The organism is Saprospiraceae bacterium, from assembly GCA_016710235.1.
GTDB lineage: Bacteria > Bacteroidota > Bacteroidia > Chitinophagales > Saprospiraceae > Vicinibacter.
In genome coordinates this window covers 2,339,742-2,364,202 of record JADJLG010000001.1, presented here as the reverse complement: position 1 = coordinate 2,364,202, position 24,461 = coordinate 2,339,742, and the positions used below count along the sequence as shown (strand labels likewise).

Sequence of the window (24,461 nt, the reverse complement as noted above, 5' to 3'; positions counted from 1 at the left end):
ATCAGTTCTTTTGATTTTTGAATGGTAATCCTAATTCTTTCAACAAAGAGAATGCTTCTCCGTCTGTATTAGCGGTAGTCACGAATGTGATATCCATTCCCGATATTTTATTAATTTTGTCTAAGTCTATTTCAGGGAAAATAATTTGTTCAGTGATTCCCAGAGTATAATTTCCTCTACCGTCAAAACTATTGTCACTTATTCCTCGAAAGTCACGTACTCGTGGGAGTGCCACAGTGATCAGACGATCCAAAAACTCATACATTCTTTCACCTCTAAGAGTTACTTTAACACCGATGGGCATGTTTTCTCTTAATTTGAAGTTGGAGATCGCCTTTCGCGACATTGTCTGCACAGGCTTTTGTCCAGTTATGAGGCTGATTTCTCCTGCAGCTACGTCCACCAATTTTTTATCTTGTGTGGCTTTACCAACACCTTGATTTACTGTAATCTTAAGCAGTTTTGGCACCTGCATGATGGACTTGTATTTGTACTCGTCCATGAGTGCTTGCATGACATTTTGCTTGTAATGCTCTTTTAACCTCGGTATATAGCTCATCACTTAATAATTTCTCCTGATTGTTTAGAAATGCGGACTTTCTTGCCTTTGTCCATTTTGTAACCTACACGAGTCGGCTTTTGAGATTTAGGATCTAAAAGTGCAAGGTTTGAAATGTGAAGAGGTGCTTCCATTTCTACAATGCCTCCCGGGTTATTATTAGCCGGCTTCACGTGTTTTTTAATAATATTGACACCGCTCACTATAGCTCTATTTTGTGCGGATATGATAAGGTTTACAGTACCTTTTTTGCCTTTGTGCGATCCGGCAATGACTTGTACCTGGTCGCCTTTTTTAATTTTGATCTTTATCATTTTACTCGCTTAAAGCACTTCTGGTGCAAGTGAAACAATTCTCATATAATCTTTTTCACGGAGTTCTCTGGCTACAGGTCCAAAAATCCTCGTGCCTCTTGGCTCGTCAGATGCTGAAAGGAGTACAACTGCGTTGTCGTCAAAACGAATATAAGATCCGTCTTTTCTTCTGATTTCCTTTTTTGTGCGTACAATAACTGCCTTAGAAACAGATCCTTTTTTTACACCTCCTGGAGTTGCAGATTTTACGGATACGACTATTTTGTCTCCTACCGAAGCATATCTCCTGGCAGTACCTCCCAATACTCTGATACAGAGTACTTCCTTGGCACCTGAATTATCTGCTACTTTTAATCTTGATTCTTGCTGGATCATTTGATTTGGATTTTAAAGCTTATTCGCCTTTTTTCAAAATTTCAACTAATCTCCATGATTTATTTTTGCTCAATGGGCGAGTCTCCATAATACGGACCAAATCGCCAATATTGCATTCATTTTTTTCGTCATGGGCAAAGTACTTCTTTGACTTTTTGACATACTTACCATACTTGGGATGCAGCAAACTTTTTTCTACCGTAACCGCAATAGTTTTTTCCATTTTATTGCTAGTCACGACTCCAGTTTTTTGCTTGCGAAGATTTCTTTCCATTTCGGATATTTTATTGATATAGAAGTATTTTAATTTGCCAATTCGCGTTTTCTGATTTCTGTTTGGATCATAGCAATCTCCCTACGTAACTGATTGAGTTCGTTAGGATTTTGCAAGCCTTTGATGGCATGATCTAATTTTTTTTGGTGCAGACTTTTCTGTGCCATATGTAAATCTGTCTTCAATGTCTCTGAAGCCAGTTTTGCGATTTCGCTATATTTTTTTAATCCCATAATTCAAATGGTTTATTAATTGACAAGACTTTGGAATTCTCTACGAACGACAACTTTTGTCAATATTGGCAATTTCTGTGCTGCCAATGCAAAAGCTTCAACTGCCGTTTTATAAGGTACACCTTCCATTTCAAACATAATCACACCAGCTTTAATTACAGCCACATAATGGTCTAGGGCACCTTTACCTTTACCCATACGCACCTCTGCCGGCTTCGCTGTAATTGGTTTATCTGGGAATATACGTATCCAAACATTTCCTTCCCTTTTCATGTGCCTGGTCATCGCGACCCTGGCTGCCTCGATCTGGCGGTTCGTCAGTCTTCCTGAATCCACTGCCTTGAGCCCGAAAGTTCCAAAAGCTATCGTACTCCCGCGGTGTGCGAGACCTTTATTTCTGCCTTTTTGTTGCTTTCTGTATTTTAAGCGCTTGGGCTGTAACATAATTCAATTTTTTATTTTTCGCAAAAGAGTCGCAAAATTACAAATTTTTTTTCAATGGGCTTATCTCCTTCTGTCTCTGTTTTCTCTACCTTCTCTACCATCTCTGCCAGCACCATCTCTACGTGGAGAATCATAACCGCCTCGTTTTGGTTTTATGTCTTTCTTTGCCACACCCACCAGAGGAGATAAATCTCTCTTCGTGAAGACTTCACCTTTACAAAGCCAAACTTTGATTCCTATTTTACCATAAACTGTAAGGGCTTCTTTGATACAGTAGTCTATATCGGCCCTGAATGTATGGAGAGGAATTCTCCCTTCCTTGTATTCCTCGGAACGCGCCATTTCAGCACCATTCAATCGTCCGGATATCCTCACTTTTATACCTTCCGCACCAGCTCTCATTGTAGATTGTATTGCCATCTTGATAGCTCGTCGGTAATTTATTCTTGATTCAATCTGCTTTGCAATGGATTCGCCAACTATCGCAGCATCCAATTCGGGCTTTCTGATCTCCAATATATTGATCTGTACTTCCTGCGCAGAAAGTTTTTTAAGTTCTTCCTTAATTCTATCAACTTCAGTCCCACCTTTTCCAATGATAATACCTGGTCGAGAAGTTTGGATCGACACGGTGATTCTCTTGAGCGTACGCTCAATCACAATTCGAGCTACTCCACCTTTTGGAATTCTGGCTGTTAGGTAATTTCGGATTTTTTCATCCTCAACTACTTTTTGTGCCATGTTTTTGCCTCCAAACCAGTTAGACTCCCATCCTCTGATGATGCCTAAACGATTACCTATTGGATTTGCCTTTTGACCCATTTTTTCTGATTATAGATTGTTTGCGGATGTTTTTTGATCAGTACCTACTACTATAGTCACGTGGTTTCTACGCTTACGTATGCGGTGTGCCCTACCATGAGGTGCAGGTTGAAATCTCTTGATTACCGTGCCACCATCAACAAAAGCCGTTTTGACGATAAGATTTGCTTCTTCAGCCTGTCCTTCACCGTGTTTTTGCTCCCAATTGTTGATAGCAGAAAGAAGCAATTTCTCCAACCAACCAGAGGCTTCCTTCTTTGTGAATTTTAATATATGTAAGGCATGATTCACTTTCTTGCCTCTGATTAGGTCCACTACCAATCTCATCTTTCGAGGAGACATAGGACAATTTCTTAGTTTAGCTACTGCTTCCATGTAATTAGCTTAGTGGTTTAACGATTTCCTGAATGGCCTTTGAATGTTCGTGTAGGTGAAAACTCTCCGAGCTTGTGCCCTACCATGTTTTCAGTGACGTAAACAGGAATGTGGATTTTGCCGTTGTGAACAGCTATCGTTTCTCCTACCATGTCCGGTATGATCATTGATGAGCGGCTCCAAGTTTTGATCACCGTCTTACGGGTAGATTCTTTGGCTTTTTGGACCTTTGCCAACAGTTTGTGATGAACGTAAGGGCCTTTTTTAATTGATCTTGCCATTGTATTTTATCTTACTTGTTGGTGAGATTACTTGTTAGATGATTTTCTCTTCGAGATAATTAAACTGTCAGAATGTTTTTTAGGCGATCTGGTTTTGTAACCTTTTGCATAAACACCAGTTCTTGACATTGGGTGACCTCCGGATGAGCGCCCTTCACCTCCACCCATTGGGTGATCCACCGGATTCATGGCAACTCCTCGGTTGCGTGGTTTGAAACCCATCCAACGGTATCTACCGGCTTTGCCGATTGATTCCAAAGAATGATCCGGATTTGAAGTTGAGCCAATTGTAGCTCGGCAACTTGCCAGAATTCTTCGGATTTCGCCAGATGGCATTTTGATTACCGCAAACCTATCCTCTTTTCCCATCATTACAGCAGAAGTTCCAGCACTACGCACGAGTGCAGCTCCCTGTTGTGGATGAAGCTCAATAGAGTGGATATTGGCTCCCAAAGGAATTTCAGCGAGTGGGAGCGAATTGCCGATTTCGGGAGCAGAACCGGGTCCTGAAACGACTTCAGTACCGACTTTGAGTCCCTGAGGAGCTATAATATACCTTTTCTCCCCATCTATATAATTCAACAATGCAATGAATGCCGTACGATTTGGATCATACTCGATAGACACAACTTTTGCTTTTATCCCATCTTTGTTTCTATTGAAGTCAATAATGCGATATTGTTTCTTATGTCCGCCACCTCTATAACGTGTTGTTCTTCTACCTTGGTTATTACGACCACCTGTTGAAGACTTACTGCTCAGAAGTGATTTCTCGGGGCAGTTGCAAGTGATCTCTTCAAAAGTATTCGCTACTCTAAAACGAGTACCAGGTGTGATGGGGTTTAATTTTTTAACAGGCATGATTCACTGATTAATTTTCACCAAAAATATTGATTGACTCACCGGCTGCAAGGGTCACCATCGCTTTTTTACGAGCAGATGTCTGACCACGATAAACGCCTTTTTTAGAACTGCGCACTTTCGATTTTCCCGGTTTGATGGAGGTATTAACTGACTCCACGTTTACACTATAGGCAGCCTCTATGGCTTTTTTGATTTCAACTTTATTTGCCTTTTTCTCCACAAAAAAAGTATACGTGTTTCTGTCTTTTGACAGATTTTCTGCTTTTTCCGTGATGACCGGTTTTATGATAATATTCTTCTCCATCTGAATTATAATTAACTAAGTGTAGAGATAAGTTTCTCGACGCTGGATTCTGTAAGTACCAATTTTTTTGTATTCAGCAATTCATAGGTATTTAAATCTTTTGCAACCTGAATGCTGCTCCCTGGAATATTGCGTGAAGACAAATATGCATTTTCATTGTACTCAGGTGTTACAAAAAGAGATTTCATATCATCCAGCTTTAAGCTTTTGACTATCGAACTAAAATCTTTAGTCTTAGGTTCATTGAACTTCAAATCCTCTATGACGATGATATTATTTGCAGACGCCAATTGGGACAATGCGGATATTCTTGCCAAAGCCTTCACCTTCTTGTTTAGCTTTTGTGAATAATCCCTTGGGTGTGGTCCAAATATACGTCCACCACCTTTAAACATCGGGTTTTTCAACGATCCTGCACGAGCACCACCTGTACCCTTTTGTCTTTTGATCTTCCGTGTAGATCTTGCGACTTCATTTCGCTCTTTAGAGTCATGCGTGCCTTGTCGTTGATTCGCGAGATATTCCTTTACCGCTAAATAAAGTACATGCTCGTTAGGTTCTACACCAAAGATTGCCTCCGGAAGATTCACTGATCTCCCTGTGCTTGTACCGTTGAGGTTTAATACTTCTAATTGCATTTTACCTTATTTTTTTTCGATGACAACAAATGATCCTTTATGACCAGGAATAGCTCCTTTGATCAGAATAAGATTCTTCTCCGGAAGGATTTTCGCTACTTTCAAATTTTTTATTTTTACCTGAGTATTGCCATGTTGACCAGCCATTCTCAAACCTTTCACTACTTTGGAAGGATAAGATGAAGCTCCAATGGAACCTGGCGCTCTCAGTCTGTTGTGCTGACCGTGAGTAGAATTTTGAACCCCGCCAAAACCATGTCGCTTGATCACACCTTGAAAACCCTTTCCTTTGCTCATGCCAAAAGCGTGTACTGTGTCGCCTTCTTTGAACACGTCATCAATGCTTACCGCTTCACCCAAGGATTTATTGATCGTTGAATCTCTAAACTCAAGAGATTTTCGCTTTGGTGTCGTGTTTGCGCCACTGAAATGACCTGTTATGGCCTTATTTGCATTTTTTGGCTTTGCCTCACCGTAGGAGAGCTGAAGCGCAGAATAGCCATCAGACTCTGTGGATTTTACCTGAGTGACGATATTGGGAGATGCCTCCACAACTGTACAAGCTATGTACTTGCCGTCTGCTGAGTAGATACTTGTCATACCTACTTTTGTACCTATAATTCCGTTCACTATACGAAAGTTTTATAGTTAAATTCTCGCCTGCACCTGACAGTAGAGAAAAAATAATTTTATTGCATGATGAATTAAGACAACTTCACCTGAATGTCCACACCACTGGGGAGTTCAAGTTTTGACAAAGCGTCAACCGTCTTCGGTGATGGAGTATAAATCTCAATCAACCTCTTGTGGGTCCTTAATTGGAACTGCTCACGAGCTTTCTTATTTACGTGCGGAGACCGCAATACCGTAAATATTTCTTTCTCAGTTGGCAGCGGAATCGGACCAGCAACTACTGCACCGCTGTTGCGGACAGTTTTGACGATTTTCTCCGTACTCTTGTCTACAAGATTGTGGTCATAAGAGCGAAGTTTAATCCGAATTTTTTGATTCATGCCTTTATTTCAATTTGATAATTAATTTCTTTATTTTGACTTTGCAATCACGTCATCTGCGATATTCTTAGGTACCGGAGAGTAATGTGAAAACTCCATTGTAGAGCTTGCGCGTCCACTCGTAATGGTACGAAGTTGAGTCACATATCCAAACATTTCAGAAAGAGGAACATCCGCTTGAATCGCAACCGCACCACCCATTCTGGTTTCTTGTCCCTTTGGCAATCCCCTTCGTCTGTTGAGGTCGCCAATTACGGGTCCAACATACTCTTCCGGTGTGATCACTTCGAGTTTCATGATCGGTTCAAGAATTTGCGGTCCTGTTTTAGGAGCAGCTTCCCTGAAACCATCTTTTGCACAAAGCTCAAATGCTTGTGGCTTAGAGTCAACAGGGTGCATAGATCCATCAAAAACACGAATTTTCATGTTCTCAATATTGTAACCTGCCAATACCCCTTGGTTCATCATGGATTCAAATCCTTTGGTAATCGCCGGCAAATAAGATTTGTCAATCGAACCTCCAAATATATCCCAGACAAACTGCATTCTGGTTTTACCTGATTTAAACTCTTCACTTTCAAGGAAAGATTCATCAGCAGGACCAATTTCAAACGCCATATCGGCGAATAATCCCGATCCACCGGTTTGTTTTTTCAATCTTTCTCTATGCTCTATCGTTTTTGTCAATGCTTCCTTATAGTTCACCTGAGGTGCACCTTGGTTGCATTCAACATTAAATTCACGCTTTAATCTGTCAATCAATATCTCCAAATGTAACTCACCCATTCCACTAATGATGGTTTGACCTGTATTTTCGTCAGTCATCACTCTGAATGTTGGATCTTCTTCCGCCAATTTGGCTAAAGACATACCGAGTTTGTCTTGATCTTTTTGAGTTTTAGGCTCAATCGCGATACTGATTACTGGCTCCGGGAAAACCATCGCTTCAAGAATGATTGGTTTTGTTTCGTCGCAGAGTGTATCACCGGTCTTTATATCTTTAAATCCAACTGCCGCAGCAATATCTCCTGCTTCTATATAATCAATTGCCTTTCGGTCGTTAGCGTGCATCAAAAATAATCTGGAGATTCTTTCTTTCTCCATGGACAATTTATCTTTCTCTGAACGCACTTTGAGCACATAAGAACCTGCATCCAATCGTCCGGAATAAACTCGTAAGAACACTAGTCTACCAACGTATGGGTCAGTAGCTACTTTGAAAGCTAATGCTGAAAACGGCTCATCAACACTAGAGCTTCTGATCACTTCCTGGTCTGTCTTAGGGTCGGTTCCTTTTACTGCTTCACCGTCCAATGGTGAAGGAAGGAAAGCGCAAACAGCATCCAGTACAGCTTGAACACCTTTATTTTTAAAGGCAGATCCACACATCATCGGTACGAATTTCATATCGCACACAGCGGCTCGAATTGCCTTGATCATTTCTTCTTCAGTAATGCTGTCAGGATTATCAAAAAACTTCATCATCAGATCATCATCATACTCAGCTATATTCTCTATGAGTTTTTGACGATATTCCTGAACAGTATCTTTTAGATCATCCGGAATTGGAATCTCAGTGTAGGTCATTCCTTTGGATTCTTCGTCCCAAATCATGGCCTTATTGGTAATCAGATCCACAACACCTTTGAAATGCTCTTCTGCACCGATAGGTACTTGTAGTGGTACAGCGTTGGAACCCAGCATTTTCTTCACTTGATTGACAACCATGAAGAAATCTGCACCTTGGCGATCCATTTTATTTACAAATCCCAATCGCGGGACTTTGTAGTTGTCAGCTAATCTCCAGTTTGTCTCTGACTGAGGTTCAACACCGTCAACGGCACTGAACAAAAACACCAAGCCGTCCAAAACTCTAAGAGACCTATTCACTTCAACGGTAAAGTCGACGTGACCGGGTGTATCAATGATATTTACTGTATATGATGTATCCTTCCAATTCCAATTGGTTTGGGTAGCCGCAGAAGTAATTGTGATACCTCTTTCTTGTTCTTGTGCCATCCAGTCCATGGTAGCAGCTCCATCGTGAACTTCTCCGATCTTATGAGTAAGTCCAGTGTAATAAAGGATACGCTCTGTGGTAGTGGTTTTGCCTGCATCAATGTGAGCCGCAATTCCTATATTTCTTAAAAAATTTAAATCTTTTGCCATTGTTCTATTTTCTCTAGCCTGTACCCTGATTACGCTCTAAAATGTGCAAAAGCGCGGTTAGATTCCGCCATTTTGTGTGTATCTTCTTTTTTCTTTACTGCAGCGCCTTCTCCTTTAGAAGCTGAAATAATTTCGCTGGCCAGTTTATCGGCCATACCTTTACCGGCACGTGCCCGTGAATATCTGATCAACCATTTAATACCAATTGACAACTTGCGCTCAGGTCTCATTTCCATTGGAATCTGGAATGTTGCTCCACCAATTCTTTTTGGACGAACTTCAATATGAGGCATGACATTGCTTAATGCTCTCTTCCAAACTTCATGAGGATTTTCTGACAACTTAGTCTCAACTTGATCCATAGCGTCATAAAATATCTTATAAGCAGTTGATTTTTTCCCTTGCCACAACATATTATTGATAAACTGTGTGACCATGGTATCTGAGTACCTAGGATCCGGTTCAAGTATTCTCTTTTTTGGTTTATGCTTCCTCATGACTTTACAATACTACTTGATATCTATCTATTATTTTTTAGGTCTTTTAGAGCCATATTTAGAACGGCTTTTTTTACGATTATTCACTCCTGCTGTGTCCAGCGCACCTCTTACAATAGTGTATCGAACTCCTGGTAGATCTTTCACACGACCGCCTCTAACTAATACGATAGAGTGTTCTTGCAAATTATGTCCTTCGCCGGGGATATAACAAATTACCTCAATTCCATTAGTCAATCTCACTTTAGCTACTTTGCGTAAAGCGGAATTTGGTTTCTTGGGAGTGGTGGTATAGACACGAGTACAAACACCTCTTTTTTGAGGATTAGACTGTAGCGCCCTGGATTTACTTTTGTAAACCACTTTTTCTCTTCCAACCCGGATTAACTGGTTAATAGTAGGCATAATTTACTTATCGCTTAAAAATCAAATTACTATATCTTACACGTTTTCAACCTTTTATGATATACCTATCCCAAAAGGAATCGCAAAGGTACAGTCTTTTCGCAATATTGACAAACCCCTCTTTACTTTTTTATTATATTTATTCAAATTAACAAGATGTTTAGACAAAGCAGGAGTATATCTTCGCTTTAAAAAAGAAAACATGGATTTTATGCTTAGGAAAGCTACAATAGCAGATGCCTCTAACATCTTTGAATTGGTATATGAGCTTGCGGTTTATGAAAATGAACCTGAATCGATGATCACCCAGATTGCGGATTTTGAAATAGCCCTTACCTCAGGACAAATAGAAGCCTTCATCGTCGAGAAGGATGGAGTTACTGCGGGAATGTGTTTATATTTTGATTATTTCAGTACCTGGAAAGGGCGGACCTTATACCTAGAGGACTTTATTGTCAGACCTCAATTCCGCAGGCTTGGCATTGGAAAGCTTTTGTTTGAGTCCTTTCTAGATGAAGCTAGAAATCGCAAGTGCAAACTAGTAAAATGGCAAGTTCTTGATTGGAATGAACTAGCCAAGTCATTTTATCTAAAATATCGATGCCAGATCAGTTCAGAATGGGAAAATTGCATCATGGAGCTGTAAAATAAAAAAAGGGCGAGTGAATACCCGCCCTTTTTTTATTTGGTTAATTTCCCTAAGTCTATTGTTTTTCAAATGTTCTTACACCTAAGCCCCATTGGCATAAAGCAGCGCCTGTATGCCCTGAAGATGCACTCGCACTTGGAAATTCAAATATTTTCCATTTTAGCGTCAAAGGACTCGTTGCAGTAATCTTTGGTGGATAACTTGCACTATACTCAGAACTTTTCAAGCCATTTGGTGCATTATCAGCAACTAACATTAATCCGCCCCCACATGGATTTGTTTGGTTTGGAAATCTCAACTCATCACCTCCTGTACTAGACTTGTGATTGTAAAGCAAATAAGGAAATGCTGGAACTCCAGCCCCTCCAGGATTATCAATTACGTAAACACCATCAAATACCTTTTTGATTTCGATCAAAAATCCATTAGCAGTCCTTTTATATGTACCAGCAAGATCCGTAGGACCAGGGTCCGAGATTGGACCGGCAATAACTATATTAGAACTTAATACTGCTTTAAAGTTGGATTTGTTGAATTTTTCAAATGAAATAGTGTAACCTCCCACATCTACTGTGTCTGGCCAAAATACGATATCACTTTTTAATATTTTAATTGTATCCATACCAGTTTTACCACCATAACCACCTTCAAATCCAACTGTGGAATCAACAGCAATAGCAACTACATCTGGGATGTCGTTAATGATATTTGAATTGCCCTTTCCATAAACATAACTTGCTTCAACAAACTGTTCTATTATTATTGGAATTGATGTAGTTTGAGGGTAAGAAGCTACAAAGTCATCGTTCTTACATGCATATAATAGTGGAAGAATACAAATCCCTAAAATATACAATTTTTTTATAAAATAATTTTTTTTCATGTTCATTTAATTTATTTGTCCCAAAATACCTTGTCTAATAATGTATGTTGTCCTGGAAAATTGGAATTCAATGCTTGTTCATTCTCAGGATAAAATAATATACTAGGGAAATTTGAGCCTCCCAATACATTTGAAGTTGGGACAATAAATATCCCTCCTGATGAAGCAAAAATGGGAGATGAACTATTATCAACTCTTCTTGTCTCGATCCAAGACTCAACAGGTTGGAGATTATTCATGCAAATCCACTTTTGCAATGCTATTGATTTAATTGGAGATCCAGCATTGAATGCACCCAAATTTGTAAGATAAGTCTTTAATTCGTTCGTATCAAGCCCCATGTAGTTAAAGCTTTCAGCTACGCCATTGTCATAATATGTAGCAGCAGAACCGCCAATACTACCCTTTGCAGCAGCTTCAGCCAGAAGAAGGTTCGTCTCCCAACTACTTGCCAATATGACAGGAATCTCTGGGCCAAAAACGTTACCGCCAGTCGCCAAGCGAGCACCATGTGGTCTTGAATAGTCTGCTGTACTAGGTGCATTTTGGATATCACCTTGTTTCAAACCTAAATGACCAGCTGAACCAGGATTATAAAATGCATCAATCCTTGGATCCTCATTTGCTTGCAAATAACTCAATGCAGTTAACGAAGCAATATAAAAATTTCCGAGAGAGGTACTTTTAGCATCTTGCCAGAATGGGTTTGAAGCTAAAGATCCACCAGGGTAAGAAATTTTGGCCATCTCACTATTTGAAGTGATCAAAGGACGAGCTGCAACAGCAGCTAGTTTGGCTTTGCCTGCATCACCCAATCTTGTATAAAGACGAAGTAAAATGGTATTAGCAAATTTCTCCCATAAAGTTAAATCTCCACCATAAATCAAATCCCCTGAAACATGGTCTCCTGCAGTAGCAGAAGCTATCGTGGCCCGTCCTGCTTCAATTAACTTTTCTACTTCAGGATAAACAATTGATGCAGCATCATCATACTTTGGATTGAACACTGAACCATCTGTAATATCACCATTTAATGCGTCAAGCACAGGAATATTCCCAAATAAATCCGCACAAATCATATAATTATGGCCAATTAAAATTTGAGCAATACCCTTGTAGGCTGGATTTGAACTGCTGAGTAATGGTTTTAAATTACTACTACTTCTGTACAAATCTCTAAATACCTGATTAGCATCAGCAGCAGACATTGTGTTCTTGTCCCAATCGCCAAGTGCTACGCCCGGGCCACCAGTATTATATTGGCACCAAACATTCATTTGAGAAAACAGACGATCTCCAATGGCATTGCCTATATATAATTGCCCAGAGCTGAGCTGAAGATTATTTTGGGTCAAAGTAGATCTATTTGGATCTTCATTGACGTCGAAGTATTTATCGCAACTGGAAAAAAATACCAAGACACTAAATATCGTAAATAATTTTATTAATGATTTCATTTAATTAACTTTTAATTTATTGAATTAAAATTTCAATCTTATTTCGGCTCCATAACTTCTAAACGAAGGAGTAGTTGTTGTTTCAATACCAACAGCATCTGATGCTCCACCAACACCTCCAACTTCTGGATCAGCAAAAGTATTTTCAGATGGCAACCAATACTTCAAATTTCTTCCAAAGATTGAAATTATTGCAGACTTAAATCCAGTGTTGCTTAGGCATCCTTTTGCAGAAAGTTCATATGAAAGACTCAATTCTCTTAATTTGAGATAAGATGCATCTAACAAAAATGCAGATGCAGGTAGTCCTTTGAAATATGCATATGCTTGTGTATTTGCTTTATTAGCATCTCCATTTTCATCGACGCTATTCGGAATAACGAATTCTTTTCTGTCGTTCAAAGTTGTAGTACTAGCTGTTCCATTGAACTCTGTGGATAATTTTGTTCCAGAAAAGAAAAGTCCTCCCTGTCGTTTGTCAAATATAACATTTAGTGCCAGATTTTTGAATTTCAGTTCAGTTCCAAAATTCATTAAATAATCTGCTTGATAAGAACCTAAGTATTCAAGAGTATTGCTTTGTTTTGGATTACCAGTTCCATCAACCACTAATCTACCTTCATTATACACGTATGTTGTTCCTTTGAAGGTACCGAATGGTTTTCCTTCTGCAGCAACTAAATTCAAAGATCCATGCCCAGCAAAATGAACTAAGCCAGCATAAATATTCAATTCATCAGTTTCATCTTCGTTCTCCAAAATTGTTTTTACAACATTATCATTTTTAGAGAAATTGACAAATAAATCCCAATTAAAATTCTTAGTCTTTATTGGCTTAGCTTTTAAACTCAACTCATGCCCTTTGTTCTGCATTCTTCCAATGTTGGAAGGAATCACAGAAAAACCAGAGGACCATGGGATATTTACGTCAACAATCTGATTTTTTGAATCTATGATATAATAAGTGTATTCCAAAGACAGTCTGTCTTTTATTAATCCTATATCAATTCCAACCTCAGTTGTCAATGATAATTCAGGCTTTAAATCAGGATTTCCGATGAAATTAGATTTGTTTGCACCAGCTCCATCACCAAAAGGGAATCTAACGCGGTAATCGTCGCCATAGTCAAGTATAATTGGGTTAAGGTTATAATATGTATTCAACCTATACTTTGGAGCATCTTTTCCAGCTGTTCCAATGCTTCCTCTTAATTTCAAATATGAAACGATATTATCATTCCAATTGCTCAAATTAGATGGAACAAATGATAAACCTACCCCTTGATAGAAGAATCCTCTTTTACCTTTTGGCAAAGTGGAAGACCAGTCTTTTCTAGCACTATACTCCGCAAAAACAAAATTTTTGAAACCTAAATACGCATTCGCGTACATTCCAAAAAGTCTATATTTTGAAGAAGTATTTGTAGAAATGGAACCTTGTACGCCATTTGTCAAATGATAAAATTCAGGAATAACTAATCCGCCAACTGTAGCTCCTGTTACTTCTCTATAATTTTCTTCAATCGAATTCAAACCAATTGTTGGAGACAAACTCCAACTTTCGTTTATTTTCCAATTGTAATTCGCCTTTAAATCATAGATTAGGTCGATTCGAGTTTCGTTTTTCTCTTTATAACCGCCTAGACTATAATTTTCTCTTGGACTACCAAAATCAGATAATTCACCATCTGACCAAGATAACGCCCTTTCATAAGTGAACTTAGGAATATTTTCCTGAATTGAACCAGTACTTACATTTGTACTCACTTGACCCAAAATATTCAAATCTTTTGCGACAGCATATTTTGCTGAAATTGAAGAAATAATATTATCTACATTATTCAGTAATTTTTGCTGATCAAGGATGAAATATGGATTTATTGAGTATTGTCCATAAAAGCCTCTAAAATCATGGTAAGGGCTATTGTAATCTCTCAGTTCTTCGAATGGAATATTAGATGGTGTTTGTAAAGCGAAAGAATATGCTGGAGTTCCACTTGAATAACCAAACGGGTAACCTCCTTCAGTAGCTCCTCTTTGTTTTACTTTAACATAATTTAATGAGAATCCAGTTGAGAATTTCTTAGAGAAGTTTGATCCAACGTTTATCAGGAAACTATTTTTCTTTAGATTAGTAAATGGTACGATTCCATCAACATTGAAATTTGTATAAGAAACCAAATAGTTAAATTTATCAGTTGCACCATCAATTCCAACATTTATCCTTTTAGTACTTCCTATATCAAAGAAATTTCTCAAATTATTTTTGACTGAGCTGTATGGCCTAACCAATTGTTCATATTTTCCATTTTTTAATGGAAGTAAATTTCCATCCTCATCAGCAGGCTGAGCTGTCCAAGGAATAAGTCTACCATCGAAAGGGGCACCCCATGCAAAATTTTCTCCCATAAAAATGTTTATTCCACCACCACAGCCACCGCAGCTTTGATAACCAGAACCAAACTGTTGTTGCTGTTTCATGATCAAATAAACATTGTCACTGCTGTAAGATGTACTCAGACTTACATTTGGTCTACCGAGGTCATTTGATTTTCCTTTTTTAGTAGTAATCAGGATTACTCCAGACCCTCCCCTTGATCCATACAAAGAAGTGGCAGAAGGTCCTTTAAGAATAGTCACTGACTCTACGTCATCAGGATTCAAATCATTAGCTCTATTACCGAAGTCAACATAGTTGTCTCTATCTCCATCTTTACCTACCCCACCACCTCCTGATGCTGTAGAGTTGTTGATAGGTACGCCATCGACAACGATTAATGCATTATTGCCTTGAGTTAAAGACGTTTCGCCTCTCAAAACAATCCTGGTAGAAGCGCCCGTTGCTCCTGAAGCTTGATTAATCTTTACTCCGGCTGTCTTGCCTTGCAAAGAATTAAGGACAGATTTACTTGTTGTAGTGTTTAATTCATCGGAGGATACAGTTTGATTCGCATAAGGGACATCACTTTTATTCCTTTTAACACCTAAAGCACTCACTACAGTCTCAGCTAATAGAATTCCTTCTTCTAAGCTTCCATCTGCAATATTGCTGGCTCCTAGCGCCAATTCTTGATTTGTGTAGCCAGTATAACTCACAACCAAAGCTGTCGTTCCTTCTGGAACTGAAAGCATATAACGTCCGTCAATGTCTGTGACTGTTCCAACTGTAGTACCCTTGGCCACTACATTTGCTCCGATGACGGGATCACCTTTTTTGTCAGTGATCGTTCCTTTTATCACCCGTTGTGCATGCGCTGTTAACGCAAAAAACAAGAGCGAAAAGAAAATCAGAAAACTTCTCTTCATAATGGGTTAGTTTTTGTTTAAAAATTTAAATGACCGCAATTTATGTGGTTTTCTAATATTGATGCCAAATTTATTTACAAAAAATTAAGATAAATTTAAACAAAAAATAATATTAAAAAATCATATAATGTGTAACCTGTTAATTTTAAATACTTTAGCTTTGTAGCTCCCATAAGTACCTCTGAATCGAATTTTCTAGGCCTATATAGATGGCATCGCAAACTAATGCATGACCTATGCTGACTTCCAACAAACCTGGCACATTCCTTCGGAAATAGCTCAAATTTCTGAGATTGAGGTCGTGGCCTGCATTTATGCCCAAACCTTGAGCCTGGCATCTCTGTGCGGTAAGCTTGTAAGCTTCTACTGCCATGCCCGGATTGTTGTCAAACCTTGCCGCATAAGGACCTGTATAGAGCTCTACTCGATCTACTCCTACTTTTCTGGCCCAATCAACTGCCTTAGGATCTGCATCAATGAATAGGGAAGTTCGAATGCCCGCACTTTTGAAAGCTGCCAATACATCTGCAAGAAAATTGAAATACTCCTTTATATCCCAACCGTGGTCTGAAGTCAAGGCTCCTGGAGGATCAGGGACCAAAGTCACCTGTTCCGGTTTTGTTTTGACTACCAAGTCCACAAATTCTGAGGAAGGATATCCCTCAATATTGAATTCGGTACTTACAATTTTTTTCAAAGAAGATATGTCACTTTTTCGAACGTGGCGCTCGTCTGGCCGAGGATGGACGGTGATCCCCTGGGCTCCAAATCTTTCACAGTCTCTTGCTACTTGAGACAAATCGGGTAGATTTGCACCTCGAGAGTTTCTTATCAGTGCAATTTTATTGATATTTACGCTCAATCTTGGATTCATCTTTTCCATTATGCAAAAAAAAGCTGCTGTAAACTTACTACAATTTGCGTTGCTTCTCTTCAGCGGTATCTTGTTTTCGAACAGTATGACCATGTTGATTCTATATTTTAATCAAAAAATATCTTGGTCTGACTTCGGTAGCTCTGTCGATCCCACAAATCTTATGACTGGTCCACAACTGATTATTGCTCAGATTTCCGGTCAGATATTTGGACTTTTGTTACCTGCATTTCTTGTCACCATCAATAAAAGTTTGATCCGAAGTGAACTTTCTCCTCGATTATTCAAACTTGATAGCTTTTATTGGATCCTGGCTTTTATGATTTGTTTTCTTCCTTCTGTCGCTTACAGTGCAGTTGTCAATCAATCTATTCCACTTCCTGAATGGGCTACCAGCACAGAAGATAAACTTGCTGAATTGTTGGAAAAAATGTTAAAAATGGATTCATTTTCAGATTATCTGGTAATGATGATCACAGCAGCTGTGCTTCCAGCAGTCGCCGAAGAATGGGTGTTCAGGGGAATACTTCAAAATCAATTGAAACATTTGTTCAAAAGCCAGATTTCTGCTTGGTTAGTGAGTTCAATTGTTTTTGGAGTAATACATATGCAAATGGAAGGAGTGCTTCCAAGAATCCTATTGGGTCTTCTCCTCGGATTGGTTTATTGGAAAACTCAATGCATCTGGAATTCGATCCTTTTACATTTTTTATTTAATGGCGTTCAAATTACTGCGGTATATTTATTAGGTGAAACAAATATTGAATCAAACGCTTTTCAATCGGCAGATCTTGTCAAGTTTCTTCAAATAGGAGCAATGACCTTATTCAGTTTGGTTCCTTTATTTTTTATAAGTAAAAAATTAGGGTGGATTTCTACACCAAAGACATCGTAATATGCTTAAAAGAAGTATAACCGGATTTATTCTGGCTGCCGTGATGATCATTGCAATATATGGGCATTGGATCAGCGCTCTTATTCTCTTCTTAGTAATTTTGATCTTTTCTTCAATCGAATGGTCCCAAAATTTCATATCAACTGAACTAAAACGGACAAGGTTTTATTTTTTATGTGCGAGTTTGCTCACTGGAATTCTCTTGATTTTGATCACATCTCATTTGATTGGGCATCCTGAGATGAGTACTATTTTTTTTCTTGGGATTTTTGCTTCTACTATACTCTATTATTTTATTGATTTCACTTTCAGGGCTGATCCAAATCAAAAAAAAGTTCTTGAATGGCAAGCTGGTGTCTTATATATTGGAATGCCACTGATTATAGGGATCATGTTGTTGGTGTCTAATTTCTATGTGAACAGGAAAATATTATTAGGAATGATTGCAATCAATTGGGCAAGTGATGTATTCGCTTATATAGGAGGCAGGTTGATTGGTAAAACAGCTTTGGCTCCTGCAATTTCACCAAAAAAGACTGTGGAAGGATTTATTTCAGGTGGATTGGCAGCAATATTAGTTGGATTTTTGCTCAATACTTATTTTTATTCTGAAAAAATGGACATGCTTCCATCCATCTTCTTCAGCATTGGAATTTGGGTAGCGGGAACAGCAGGTGATTTGTTTGAATCCAGGTTGAAGCGCATCATTGGCATTAAAGATAGTGGGAACTTATTGCCCGGTCATGGTGGATTCTTGGACAGATTTGATAGTTTCTTTTTCATTATACCGATAGGAACAATTATCTATATATTCTTTAAAATGTATTACCAATAAAATAATATGAATATTCACAAAGAAGGAAAAATTTATTTGATTTTTAGTTTACTGATATATGCAGTGCTTATGCTGTTGTGGTATTTTTTAGGATTACCCGGAATTAGTTGGGCATGTATATTTTTTGGGGTTATCTTTTTTTTAGTTCTCAATTTTTTTCGAAATCCTGAAAGAGGCATTTCTCAACCAGACAAATTTAAAGTATTTGCCCCAGCAGATGGTAAAATTGTTGTGATTGAAAAAGTGTTTGAACCAGAATTTCTCCAAAAAGAATGTATCCAGGTTTCAATTTTTATGAATCCGCTGAATGTACATGTCAACCGGTATCCGATAGGAGGAAAAGTATCCTATTCTCGGTACCATCCAGGTAAATATTTAGTAGCCTGGGATCCAAAATCTTCAACTGAAAATGAAAGAACAACAGTGGGCATCGATTCTGATGCCGGCCCAGTAATCCTTATGAGGCAGATAGCAGGTGCTTTGGCGAGAAGAATAGTCTGCTATTCAAAAGAAGGAGAGATTGCTGTGCAGGGCCAGGATATGGGTTTTATCAAATTCGGTTCCAGAGTTGATTTGTTTCTTCCCTTAGATGCCCAGATACTAGTAACACTTGATCAAAAAGTCAAAGGTAATTTGGATCTTATTGCCAGATTAAAGTAATTATTTGAGAGGCCGCTAAAGTAAAACAATCAAGATTCTATAGTTTCCAATGATTTCCCTGCTTTCTTTCTCTCATTTTCATCCAGAATCACTTTGCGGAGACGCAAAGATTTTGGCGTTATTTCAAGATACTCATCTTCCTGGATGTATTCTAAAGCTTCTTCTAAAGAAAAGTTCTTTTTAGGAATGATCTGAATCGTTCCATCTGAACCGGAAGCCCGCATATTGGTCAGCTTTTTGGCAGTTACAATATTGACCACCAAGTCCCCTGGTCTGATCTGCTCTCCCAATATCTGACCCATATACACTTGGTCACCTGGATCAATGAAAAAAGTACCTCGTTCCTGAAGGTATCCGATAGAATAAGCTGTTGCCATTCCCGCTTCTTTTGCGATCATAACGCCATTTATTCTAGAAGGTATGCTGCCTTTCCAGGGCTCAAAATCCATAAACCTATGAGCGATTATAGCTTCACCGGCAGATGCCGTCAGCATTAAATTTCTCAATCCAATCAAACCTCGAGATGGAATATTGAACTCCATGTGTACCAAATCGCCCCTTGTCTCCATCATAGTCAATTCACCACGTCGCTGGCTTGCCAATTCGATAATTTTTCCAGAAAAAGATTCAGGTACATCTACTGTCATTAACTCGACGGGTTCACATTTTAGTCCATGGATTTCCTTGATAATTACTCTTGGTTGCCCCACTTGCAATTCATATCCCTCACGTCTCATCGTCTCAATCAATATGGACAGGTGAAGAATACCTCTACCATAAACCAAGATGGAATCCGGCGAGGCTGTATCCTCAATCTTTAAGGCTAAATTTTTCTCCAATTCTTTCTCCAATCTTTCTCTGATATGTCTTGAAGTCACGTACTTTCCCTCTTTACCGAAAAAAGGTGAGGTGTTGATAGTAAACAACATCGACATGGTCGGCTCATCTATCTGGATAGGTTCCAAAGCCTCCGGATTCTCAAAATCTGCAACAGTGTCTCCAATTTCAAAATTTTCAATTCCGAAAACTGCGCATATCTCTCCCTGAGAAACTTCTTCAACTTTTGACTTGCCTAAACCTTCGAATACATAAAGCTCTTTTACCCTTGACTTTTGGATACTCCCATCTCTTTTCACAAGACTGACCGGCTGATTGATTCGAATGGTTCCTCTCGAAATCCTCCCTACGGCGATACGCCCTATATAAGAGGAGTAATCCAGTGATGTGATCATCATCTGAAGTGATCCTTCCAAGTCTTGGTGGGCTGGAATATGCTCGATGATCGTGTCCAATAATGGAGTAATATCTTGAGTAGGTTTGTGATAATCAGCACTCATCCATCCTTGCTTAGACGAACCATAGATGGTTGGGAAATCAAGTTGCTCATCCGTAGCATTGAGATTAAAAAATAACTCAAACACTTGATCGTGAACTTCCTCAGGTCTGCAGTTGGGTTTGTCTACTTTATTTATAACGACAATGGCTTTCTTGCCTAACTGCAGGGCTTTAGCCAAAACAAATCTAGTTTGTGGCATAGGACCTTCAAATGCATCCACAAGCAAAATAACACCGTCAGCCATGTTTAAAACCCTTTCCACCTCTCCACCAAAATCCGCGTGACCTGGAGTGTCTATAATATTGATTTTGTGATCTTTGCACCTGACAGAAACGTTTTTAGAAAGGATGGTAATCCCTCTTTCTCTCTCCAGCTCATTGTTATCCAATATTAACTCTCCAGTGGATTGATTTTCGCGGAACAACTTGGTCTGGTGTAAGATCTTATCTACCAGGGTAGTTTTGCCGTGATCTACGTGAGCAATAATGGCAATGTTGCGTAACTGTTTCATAAAAGACAATTTATAAAGGGCACAAAAGTACTACATCCAATACGAAGCAAAGGGCAGAGAAAATGAAATAACAAAAGATTTACAATTAAAAATGATCGGTTTATATATTAAGATAAGATTATATATAAATTATATTCATATATTGAATGAAGCAGCCACAGGGCTTTTACCAATAATCACAAGCCACGAACTTCGTCGTAAAGGGTAACCAAATGAATTTATTATTTGAAATTCCAGCATTACAATAAAAATTATCGTTATTCACAAAAGAAGATATTAACTTTGCACCGCTTTTTAAAACTCTTAGCATATTATATTATGGCAAAAGGATATCGCGCTAGTAAAGTAAATCCACAAAATACTGTCAGAGGCAATCAAGCGGACGAAACCATCATAGATCTTTCTGAAGTAAAGACCTCTGCAGAGCATTATTATGGTGCTCACAAAAACACAATACTTGGAATAGCAGGCGGCCTAATACTGCTTGTAGGCGGATACTTTGCCTATAAGTTTCTTTATAGCGAACCTAGAAACAAGGAAGCTTTGGAGCAAATGTATCAAGCTGAGTTTTTATTCGAAAAAGACTCATTTGAAATGGCCCTGAACAATCCGGGAGCGGGTTTCCCTGGTTTTAAAGAAATCTCTGAAAATTATAGCGGTACTGATGCAGGAAACCTAGCAAAATATTATGCGGCAATATGCAACCTAAAACTTGGTAACTACCAGGAAGCTAAAGATTTTATTTCTTCCTACAAAGCTTCAGGTAATATCATGCCAATAATGAAAGAAGGAATCACAGGAGATATCCAAGCTGAGATGAACGATTTCGAAGGAGCACGAGACAGTTACAAAAAAGCCAGTAAAGTAGTTGAGAACGATTTCCTGACACCGTTCTATTTGAAAAAATTGGGACTGCTGTCTGAAAAGCTGGGAGACAATTCTACGGCATTAGAAGCATACAAGGAAATTAAGAATAAATACCCTGAGTCCCCTGACGGAAATAACATAGAAAAATTCATCATTGCTTTAGAGAAGTAAAGAAGTATGGGCCTTGCTCCTACTCCTATTGACTTCTCCCAAGTTGATTTACTTTACCTTCGTTCGATTTCCTTGGGAATCATTTGTTCGGAGTGGAATGAAAGCATTACCTCATTACTACTCTCTAACTGCCTTGATCGATTGCACGAACTTGGCTTTAAGGATTCGCAACTATTTATTTGTAGAGTTCCGGGAGTATTTGAAATTCCTATAGCATCAAAATGGGTGCTTGAGCTTCCACAGATAGATGGTGTTATAACACTTGGTTGCGTGATCAAAGGAGAAACAAGCCATGATGATGTTCTCAACCACGCTGTGTCTAAAACTTTGTTACATATTCAAATAAAATACTCCAAACCTCTCGCTTTGGGAATTCTCACTGTCAATAATCTAGAGCAAGCAAAATCAAGGACCATCGGACCTGTTTCCAAAAAAGGCGAAGAGTGTGCTGATGTTATCTGTAAGATGTTGCTTCTCAAGAGGACGATACAAATTTGAACGATAAATAATCGTTAACCGAAACTCTGTATCAACAAAAGGGTTTATAATGCATGATTCTATCTATTCATTCTATAGAAACAGGTAAATTCAAACTGGATGGAGGTGCTATGTTTGGCGTGGTACCAAAGACCATGTGGTCAAAACTCAACCCACCAGATGAAACCAATATGTGTACATGGGCAATGAGGTGTCTGTTGATCCGTACGGAAACACGAAATATTCTCATAGATACCGGCATGGGAACAAAGCAAGATGAAAAGTTCAGATCATTTTTTCATCCTCATGGTTCGGATGACCTAATGTCCTCCTTGTATAAGCTTGGAATCCAGAAAGAAGACATCACTGACGTTTTACTGACTCACCTGCATTTCGATCACTGTGGTGGAGCGGTAAGCAAAAAACCTTCAGGAGAATTGGTTCCAAGCTTTCCTCAAGCTAAATATTGGAGCAATGCATTGCATTGGCAATGGGCAAAATCTCCAAACGACCGGGAAAAAGCTTCATTTCTGAAAGAAAACTTCATTCCATTAGAAGAACAAGGACTAGTTGAGTTCATAAACATTTCGAGCCATGATCACAGCTGGTTAGAAGGGATTAGTCTGCGATTCGTTTATGGTCATACAGAAGCGATGATGCTTGCTTTCATTCCATTTCAGGATAAAACTTATGTGTATTGTGCGGATTTACTTCCATCCTCTTATCACATATCCATACCTTTTATAATGGCTTATGACATCAGGCCACTGATCAGTCTAGAAGAAAAAAATAGATTGCTACAAGAAGCTGTTGAATTTGGGCATATACTCATCTTAGAACATGACCCGGATCATGCTGCATGTACTGTTAAAAAAAATGACCAAGGGCGGATTGTATTAGATCAATACCGAGATCTCTGAGTTTGCTGGTAATTTTCAAGAGCGCAACAATTACAAATGGAAATTCAGAGCTTACAATTTTTCAACAAAGAGCGATTGCCGGAGTCAGCGAAAACGGTTTTTAGCATATTAATACCTACCTGGAACAACTTAGAATATATTCAACTCTGTGTCGAATCCATACAAAAAAACTCAGCCTATCCGCATCAAATCATTTTGATTATCAACGAAGGAATAGACGGCACATCCCAGTGGGCAAAAGAAAAGGAAGTAGCTGATTATGTCCTGGCAAATGAAAATATAGGAATCTGTTTTGGATTAAATTCTGCCCGAAAATTGATACTCTCTCCCTACGTGATGTACATGAATGATGATATGTATGTTTTACCCAGTTGGGATGTGCCTTTGGTAGATACCATAATTGAAATTCCTCACAAGATGTGGATGCTTTCTGCCACCATGATTGAAGGAATAGATACTGGAAACCAGTGCGTCGTCGTACGCAATTTTGGATCCAATCCCTCTACATTTAACAGAGAAAGCTGTGATCGGGAATATCAAAATTTAGTGCGCAATGACTGGGCAGGAAGCACATGGCCGCCTAATGTCATGCCATTGGAGTTGTGGGATCTTGTTGGTGGAATGAGTGTCGAGTTTAGTCCTGGAATGTATTCAGACCCTGATTTGTCCCACAAATTATTTTTGGCAGGAGTGCGATATTTCAAAGGTGTTGGCTCAAGTCTGGTTTATCATTTCGGATCAAAATCCACAGGAAGAATACGTAAAAACAAAGGAAGATTGCAATTCCTGAGAAAATGGAATTATAGCGCCAATTACTTTCTTCATTCCATACTGCACCTTGGTGAACATTTTCAAGAATTGCCAAAGGAGCCACCAAAGTTACCCTTGTCCGTGAAATTGAAATCTGTATTTAAATTAATCCGAGGTATACAAGATTAAGGTTGTCGAGCCCAATTATAGCGTTCTGCTCAAAAATTAATTGAGAAAATTTGAAATGGCGCCGAGGAAATTCTATATTTGGCTTTCATATTCAGTGTTCAAATCAAGAAATAA

The 24,461-nt window shown here is 38.7% G+C and carries 30 protein-coding genes; 8 read left to right on the top strand and 22 right to left on the bottom strand.

All coding sequences use genetic code 11. The features are described 5' to 3' along the window. Position 1 precedes the first annotated feature (1 nt). The 17 genes from rplE to IPI99_09380 form a co-directional block, all read right to left on the bottom strand. Entirely contained in the window at positions 2–550 is a 549-nt protein-coding gene (gene rplE, locus IPI99_09460; GenBank protein MBK7340742.1) for a 50S ribosomal protein L5, read from the bottom strand. Positions 551–558: 8 nt separating this feature from the next. After that, on the bottom strand, positions 559–864 hold the full coding sequence (gene rplX / locus IPI99_09455) for a 50S ribosomal protein L24 (protein ID MBK7340741.1): 306 nt from the start codon (positions 862–864) through the stop codon (positions 559–561). Between the two features lie 18 nt (positions 865–882). Then, on the bottom strand, positions 883–1,248 hold the full coding sequence (rplN, locus tag IPI99_09450) for a 50S ribosomal protein L14 (protein MBK7340740.1): 366 nt from the start codon (positions 1,246–1,248) through the stop codon (positions 883–885). Between the two features lie 19 nt (positions 1,249–1,267). Beyond that, positions 1,268–1,522 carry a 30S ribosomal protein S17 gene (gene rpsQ / locus IPI99_09445; protein MBK7340739.1) on the bottom strand — a complete coding sequence of 85 codons (255 nt, stop codon included), beginning with the start codon at positions 1,520–1,522 and terminating at the stop codon, positions 1,268–1,270. A gap of 29 nt (positions 1,523–1,551) precedes the next feature. Then, positions 1,552–1,755, bottom strand: a complete 204-nt coding sequence (gene rpmC, locus IPI99_09440; protein ID MBK7340738.1) for a 50S ribosomal protein L29 — start codon at positions 1,753–1,755, stop codon at positions 1,552–1,554. A gap of 15 nt (positions 1,756–1,770) precedes the next feature. After that, a complete protein-coding gene (rplP, locus tag IPI99_09435) occupies positions 1,771–2,199 on the bottom strand; it encodes a 50S ribosomal protein L16 (protein ID MBK7340737.1) in 429 nt (142 codons plus the stop codon). Between the two features lie 60 nt (positions 2,200–2,259). Beyond that, on the bottom strand, positions 2,260–3,021 hold the full coding sequence (gene rpsC, locus IPI99_09430; protein MBK7340736.1) for a 30S ribosomal protein S3: 762 nt from the start codon (positions 3,019–3,021) through the stop codon (positions 2,260–2,262). A 9-nt stretch (positions 3,022–3,030) separates the two neighbouring features. Further along, positions 3,031–3,396, bottom strand: coding sequence for a 50S ribosomal protein L22 (gene rplV, locus IPI99_09425; protein MBK7340735.1), 366 nt, complete (start codon positions 3,394–3,396; stop codon positions 3,031–3,033). A gap of 17 nt (positions 3,397–3,413) precedes the next feature. Beyond that, complete coding sequence (rpsS, locus tag IPI99_09420) at positions 3,414–3,677, bottom strand: 30S ribosomal protein S19 (protein MBK7340734.1); 264 nt, start codon at positions 3,675–3,677, stop codon at positions 3,414–3,416. Positions 3,678–3,704: 27 nt separating this feature from the next. Next, the gene (gene rplB, locus IPI99_09415) at positions 3,705–4,538 is read right to left on the bottom strand and encodes a 50S ribosomal protein L2 (GenBank protein MBK7340733.1); all 834 of its coding nucleotides are present in this window, start codon (positions 4,536–4,538) and stop codon (positions 3,705–3,707) included. A 10-nt stretch (positions 4,539–4,548) separates the two neighbouring features. Beyond that, positions 4,549–4,845: a 50S ribosomal protein L23 gene (gene rplW / locus IPI99_09410; protein ID MBK7340732.1), complete on the bottom strand. Its 297-nt coding sequence runs from the start codon at positions 4,843–4,845 to the stop codon at positions 4,549–4,551. Between the two features lie 11 nt (positions 4,846–4,856). After that, positions 4,857–5,483 carry a 50S ribosomal protein L4 gene (gene rplD / locus IPI99_09405; GenBank protein ID MBK7340731.1) on the bottom strand — a complete coding sequence of 209 codons (627 nt, stop codon included), beginning with the start codon at positions 5,481–5,483 and terminating at the stop codon, positions 4,857–4,859. Positions 5,484–5,489: 6 nt separating this feature from the next. Beyond that, a complete protein-coding gene (gene rplC, locus IPI99_09400; protein MBK7340730.1) occupies positions 5,490–6,113 on the bottom strand; it encodes a 50S ribosomal protein L3 in 624 nt (207 codons plus the stop codon). Positions 6,114–6,187: 74 nt separating this feature from the next. Next, positions 6,188–6,496 carry a 30S ribosomal protein S10 gene (gene rpsJ, locus IPI99_09395; protein ID MBK7340729.1) on the bottom strand — a complete coding sequence of 103 codons (309 nt, stop codon included), beginning with the start codon at positions 6,494–6,496 and terminating at the stop codon, positions 6,188–6,190. A 30-nt stretch (positions 6,497–6,526) separates the two neighbouring features. Further along, complete coding sequence (gene fusA / locus IPI99_09390; protein ID MBK7340728.1) at positions 6,527–8,665, bottom strand: elongation factor G; 2,139 nt, start codon at positions 8,663–8,665, stop codon at positions 6,527–6,529. 29 nt (positions 8,666–8,694) lie between these two features. Then, entirely contained in the window at positions 8,695–9,162 is a 468-nt protein-coding gene (rpsG, locus tag IPI99_09385) for a 30S ribosomal protein S7 (protein MBK7340727.1), read from the bottom strand. 30 nt (positions 9,163–9,192) lie between these two features. Beyond that, the gene (locus IPI99_09380) at positions 9,193–9,567 is read right to left on the bottom strand and encodes a 30S ribosomal protein S12 (protein MBK7340726.1); all 375 of its coding nucleotides are present in this window, start codon (positions 9,565–9,567) and stop codon (positions 9,193–9,195) included. A 211-nt stretch (positions 9,568–9,778) separates the two neighbouring features. Between IPI99_09380 and IPI99_09375 the strand changes: the two genes are divergently transcribed. Next, positions 9,779–10,213: a GNAT family N-acetyltransferase gene (locus IPI99_09375; GenBank protein ID MBK7340725.1), complete on the top strand. Its 435-nt coding sequence runs from the start codon at positions 9,779–9,781 to the stop codon at positions 10,211–10,213. Between the two features lie 58 nt (positions 10,214–10,271). Here IPI99_09375 and IPI99_09370 read toward each other — a convergent pair whose 3' ends face one another. The 4 genes from IPI99_09370 to IPI99_09355 form a co-directional block, all read right to left on the bottom strand. After that, entirely contained in the window at positions 10,272–11,099 is an 828-nt protein-coding gene (locus IPI99_09370; protein MBK7340724.1) for a hypothetical protein, read from the bottom strand. Between the two features lie 11 nt (positions 11,100–11,110). Next, a complete protein-coding gene (locus tag IPI99_09365) occupies positions 11,111–12,556 on the bottom strand; it encodes a SusD/RagB family nutrient-binding outer membrane lipoprotein (protein MBK7340723.1) in 1,446 nt (481 codons plus the stop codon). 24 nt (positions 12,557–12,580) lie between these two features. Next, a complete protein-coding gene (locus tag IPI99_09360) occupies positions 12,581–15,862 on the bottom strand; it encodes a SusC/RagA family TonB-linked outer membrane protein (GenBank protein ID MBK7340722.1) in 3,282 nt (1,093 codons plus the stop codon). A gap of 154 nt (positions 15,863–16,016) precedes the next feature. Then, the gene (locus IPI99_09355; protein ID MBK7340721.1) at positions 16,017–16,745 is read right to left on the bottom strand and encodes a pyridoxine 5'-phosphate synthase; all 729 of its coding nucleotides are present in this window, start codon (positions 16,743–16,745) and stop codon (positions 16,017–16,019) included. Position 16,746: 1 nt separating this feature from the next. Between IPI99_09355 and IPI99_09350 the strand changes: the two genes are divergently transcribed. The 3 genes from IPI99_09350 to IPI99_09340 are packed head-to-tail and all read left to right on the top strand — an operon-like array spanning position 16,747 to position 19,126. Beyond that, the gene (locus tag IPI99_09350) at positions 16,747–17,631 is read left to right on the top strand and encodes a CPBP family intramembrane metalloprotease (protein ID MBK7340720.1); all 885 of its coding nucleotides are present in this window, start codon (positions 16,747–16,749) and stop codon (positions 17,629–17,631) included. Between the two features lies 1 nt (position 17,632). Beyond that, positions 17,633–18,466, top strand: coding sequence for a phosphatidate cytidylyltransferase (locus IPI99_09345; protein ID MBK7340719.1), 834 nt, complete (start codon positions 17,633–17,635; stop codon positions 18,464–18,466). A 6-nt stretch (positions 18,467–18,472) separates the two neighbouring features. After that, complete coding sequence (locus tag IPI99_09340; protein ID MBK7340718.1) at positions 18,473–19,126, top strand: phosphatidylserine decarboxylase family protein; 654 nt, start codon at positions 18,473–18,475, stop codon at positions 19,124–19,126. Positions 19,127–19,155: 29 nt separating this feature from the next. Here the strand turns inward: IPI99_09340 and typA are convergent, their stop codons facing one another. Beyond that, positions 19,156–20,973, bottom strand: coding sequence for a translational GTPase TypA (gene typA, locus IPI99_09335; protein MBK7340717.1), 1,818 nt, complete (start codon positions 20,971–20,973; stop codon positions 19,156–19,158). Positions 20,974–21,291: 318 nt separating this feature from the next. On the opposite strand from typA, the gene IPI99_09330 reads away from it, so the two are divergent. Genes IPI99_09330 through IPI99_09315 form a run of 4 tightly spaced genes read left to right on the top strand, consistent with a single transcriptional unit; the run spans position 21,292 to position 24,347 of the window. Continuing rightward, the gene (locus IPI99_09330; GenBank protein MBK7340716.1) at positions 21,292–22,011 is read left to right on the top strand and encodes a tetratricopeptide repeat protein; all 720 of its coding nucleotides are present in this window, start codon (positions 21,292–21,294) and stop codon (positions 22,009–22,011) included. Positions 22,012–22,017: 6 nt separating this feature from the next. Beyond that, entirely contained in the window at positions 22,018–22,509 is a 492-nt protein-coding gene (ribH, locus tag IPI99_09325; GenBank protein ID MBK7340715.1) for a 6,7-dimethyl-8-ribityllumazine synthase, read from the top strand. Between the two features lie 53 nt (positions 22,510–22,562). Then, positions 22,563–23,408 (top strand): MBL fold metallo-hydrolase, encoded by an 846-nt coding sequence (locus tag IPI99_09320; GenBank protein ID MBK7340714.1) that lies wholly within the window; start codon positions 22,563–22,565, stop codon positions 23,406–23,408. Between the two features lie 36 nt (positions 23,409–23,444). Next, positions 23,445–24,347 carry a glycosyltransferase family 2 protein gene (locus tag IPI99_09315; protein ID MBK7340713.1) on the top strand — a complete coding sequence of 301 codons (903 nt, stop codon included), beginning with the start codon at positions 23,445–23,447 and terminating at the stop codon, positions 24,345–24,347. The last annotated feature ends 114 nt before the right edge of the window (positions 24,348–24,461 follow it).

What these genes read in the sequence shown, in the direction of transcription:
- rpsS (MBK7340734.1), bottom strand. Translation starts at nt 3,677, where the DNA reads ATGGCAAGATCAATTAAAAAAGGCCCTTACGTTCATCACAAACTGTTG.
- IPI99_09330 (MBK7340716.1), top strand. Translation starts at nt 21,292, where the DNA reads ATGGCAAAAGGATATCGCGCTAGTAAAGTAAATCCACAAAATACTGTC.
- IPI99_09355 (MBK7340721.1), bottom strand. Translation starts at nt 16,745, where the DNA reads ATGGAAAAGATGAATCCAAGATTGAGCGTAAATATCAATAAAATTGCA.
- rplV (MBK7340735.1), bottom strand. Translation starts at nt 3,396, where the DNA reads ATGGAAGCAGTAGCTAAACTAAGAAATTGTCCTATGTCTCCTCGAAAG.
- rpsC (MBK7340736.1), bottom strand. Translation starts at nt 3,021, where the DNA reads ATGGGTCAAAAGGCAAATCCAATAGGTAATCGTTTAGGCATCATCAGA.
- rplB (MBK7340733.1), bottom strand. Translation starts at nt 4,538, where the DNA reads ATGCCTGTTAAAAAATTAAACCCCATCACACCTGGTACTCGTTTTAGA.
- IPI99_09375 (MBK7340725.1), top strand. Translation starts at nt 9,779, where the DNA reads ATGCTTAGGAAAGCTACAATAGCAGATGCCTCTAACATCTTTGAATTG.
- IPI99_09320 (MBK7340714.1), top strand. Translation starts at nt 22,563, where the DNA reads ATGATTCTATCTATTCATTCTATAGAAACAGGTAAATTCAAACTGGAT.
- IPI99_09360 (MBK7340722.1), bottom strand. Translation starts at nt 15,862, where the DNA reads ATGAAGAGAAGTTTTCTGATTTTCTTTTCGCTCTTGTTTTTTGCGTTA.
- rpsG (MBK7340727.1), bottom strand. Translation starts at nt 9,162, where the DNA reads ATGAGGAAGCATAAACCAAAAAAGAGAATACTTGAACCGGATCCTAGG.
- typA (MBK7340717.1), bottom strand. Translation starts at nt 20,973, where the DNA reads ATGAAACAGTTACGCAACATTGCCATTATTGCTCACGTAGATCACGGC.
- rplP (MBK7340737.1), bottom strand. Translation starts at nt 2,199, where the DNA reads ATGTTACAGCCCAAGCGCTTAAAATACAGAAAGCAACAAAAAGGCAGA.
- IPI99_09345 (MBK7340719.1), top strand. Translation starts at nt 17,633, where the DNA reads ATGCTTAAAAGAAGTATAACCGGATTTATTCTGGCTGCCGTGATGATC.
- IPI99_09370 (MBK7340724.1), bottom strand. Translation starts at nt 11,099, where the DNA reads ATGAAAAAAAATTATTTTATAAAAAAATTGTATATTTTAGGGATTTGT.
- rplN (MBK7340740.1), bottom strand. Translation starts at nt 1,248, where the DNA reads ATGATCCAGCAAGAATCAAGATTAAAAGTAGCAGATAATTCAGGTGCC.
- rpmC (MBK7340738.1), bottom strand. Translation starts at nt 1,755, where the DNA reads ATGGGATTAAAAAAATATAGCGAAATCGCAAAACTGGCTTCAGAGACA.
- fusA (MBK7340728.1), bottom strand. Translation starts at nt 8,665, where the DNA reads ATGGCAAAAGATTTAAATTTTTTAAGAAATATAGGAATTGCGGCTCAC.
- rpsQ (MBK7340739.1), bottom strand. Translation starts at nt 1,522, where the DNA reads ATGGAAAGAAATCTTCGCAAGCAAAAAACTGGAGTCGTGACTAGCAAT.
- IPI99_09380 (MBK7340726.1), bottom strand. Translation starts at nt 9,567, where the DNA reads ATGCCTACTATTAACCAGTTAATCCGGGTTGGAAGAGAAAAAGTGGTT.
- IPI99_09315 (MBK7340713.1), top strand. Translation starts at nt 23,445, where the DNA reads ATGGAAATTCAGAGCTTACAATTTTTCAACAAAGAGCGATTGCCGGAG.
- IPI99_09365 (MBK7340723.1), bottom strand. Translation starts at nt 12,556, where the DNA reads ATGAAATCATTAATAAAATTATTTACGATATTTAGTGTCTTGGTATTT.
- IPI99_09350 (MBK7340720.1), top strand. Translation starts at nt 16,747, where the DNA reads ATGCAAAAAAAAGCTGCTGTAAACTTACTACAATTTGCGTTGCTTCTC.
- IPI99_09340 (MBK7340718.1), top strand. Translation starts at nt 18,473, where the DNA reads ATGAATATTCACAAAGAAGGAAAAATTTATTTGATTTTTAGTTTACTG.
- rplD (MBK7340731.1), bottom strand. Translation starts at nt 5,483, where the DNA reads ATGCAATTAGAAGTATTAAACCTCAACGGTACAAGCACAGGGAGATCA.
- rplW (MBK7340732.1), bottom strand. Translation starts at nt 4,845, where the DNA reads ATGGAGAAGAATATTATCATAAAACCGGTCATCACGGAAAAAGCAGAA.
- ribH (MBK7340715.1), top strand. Translation starts at nt 22,018, where the DNA reads ATGGGCCTTGCTCCTACTCCTATTGACTTCTCCCAAGTTGATTTACTT.
- rpsJ (MBK7340729.1), bottom strand. Translation starts at nt 6,496, where the DNA reads ATGAATCAAAAAATTCGGATTAAACTTCGCTCTTATGACCACAATCTT.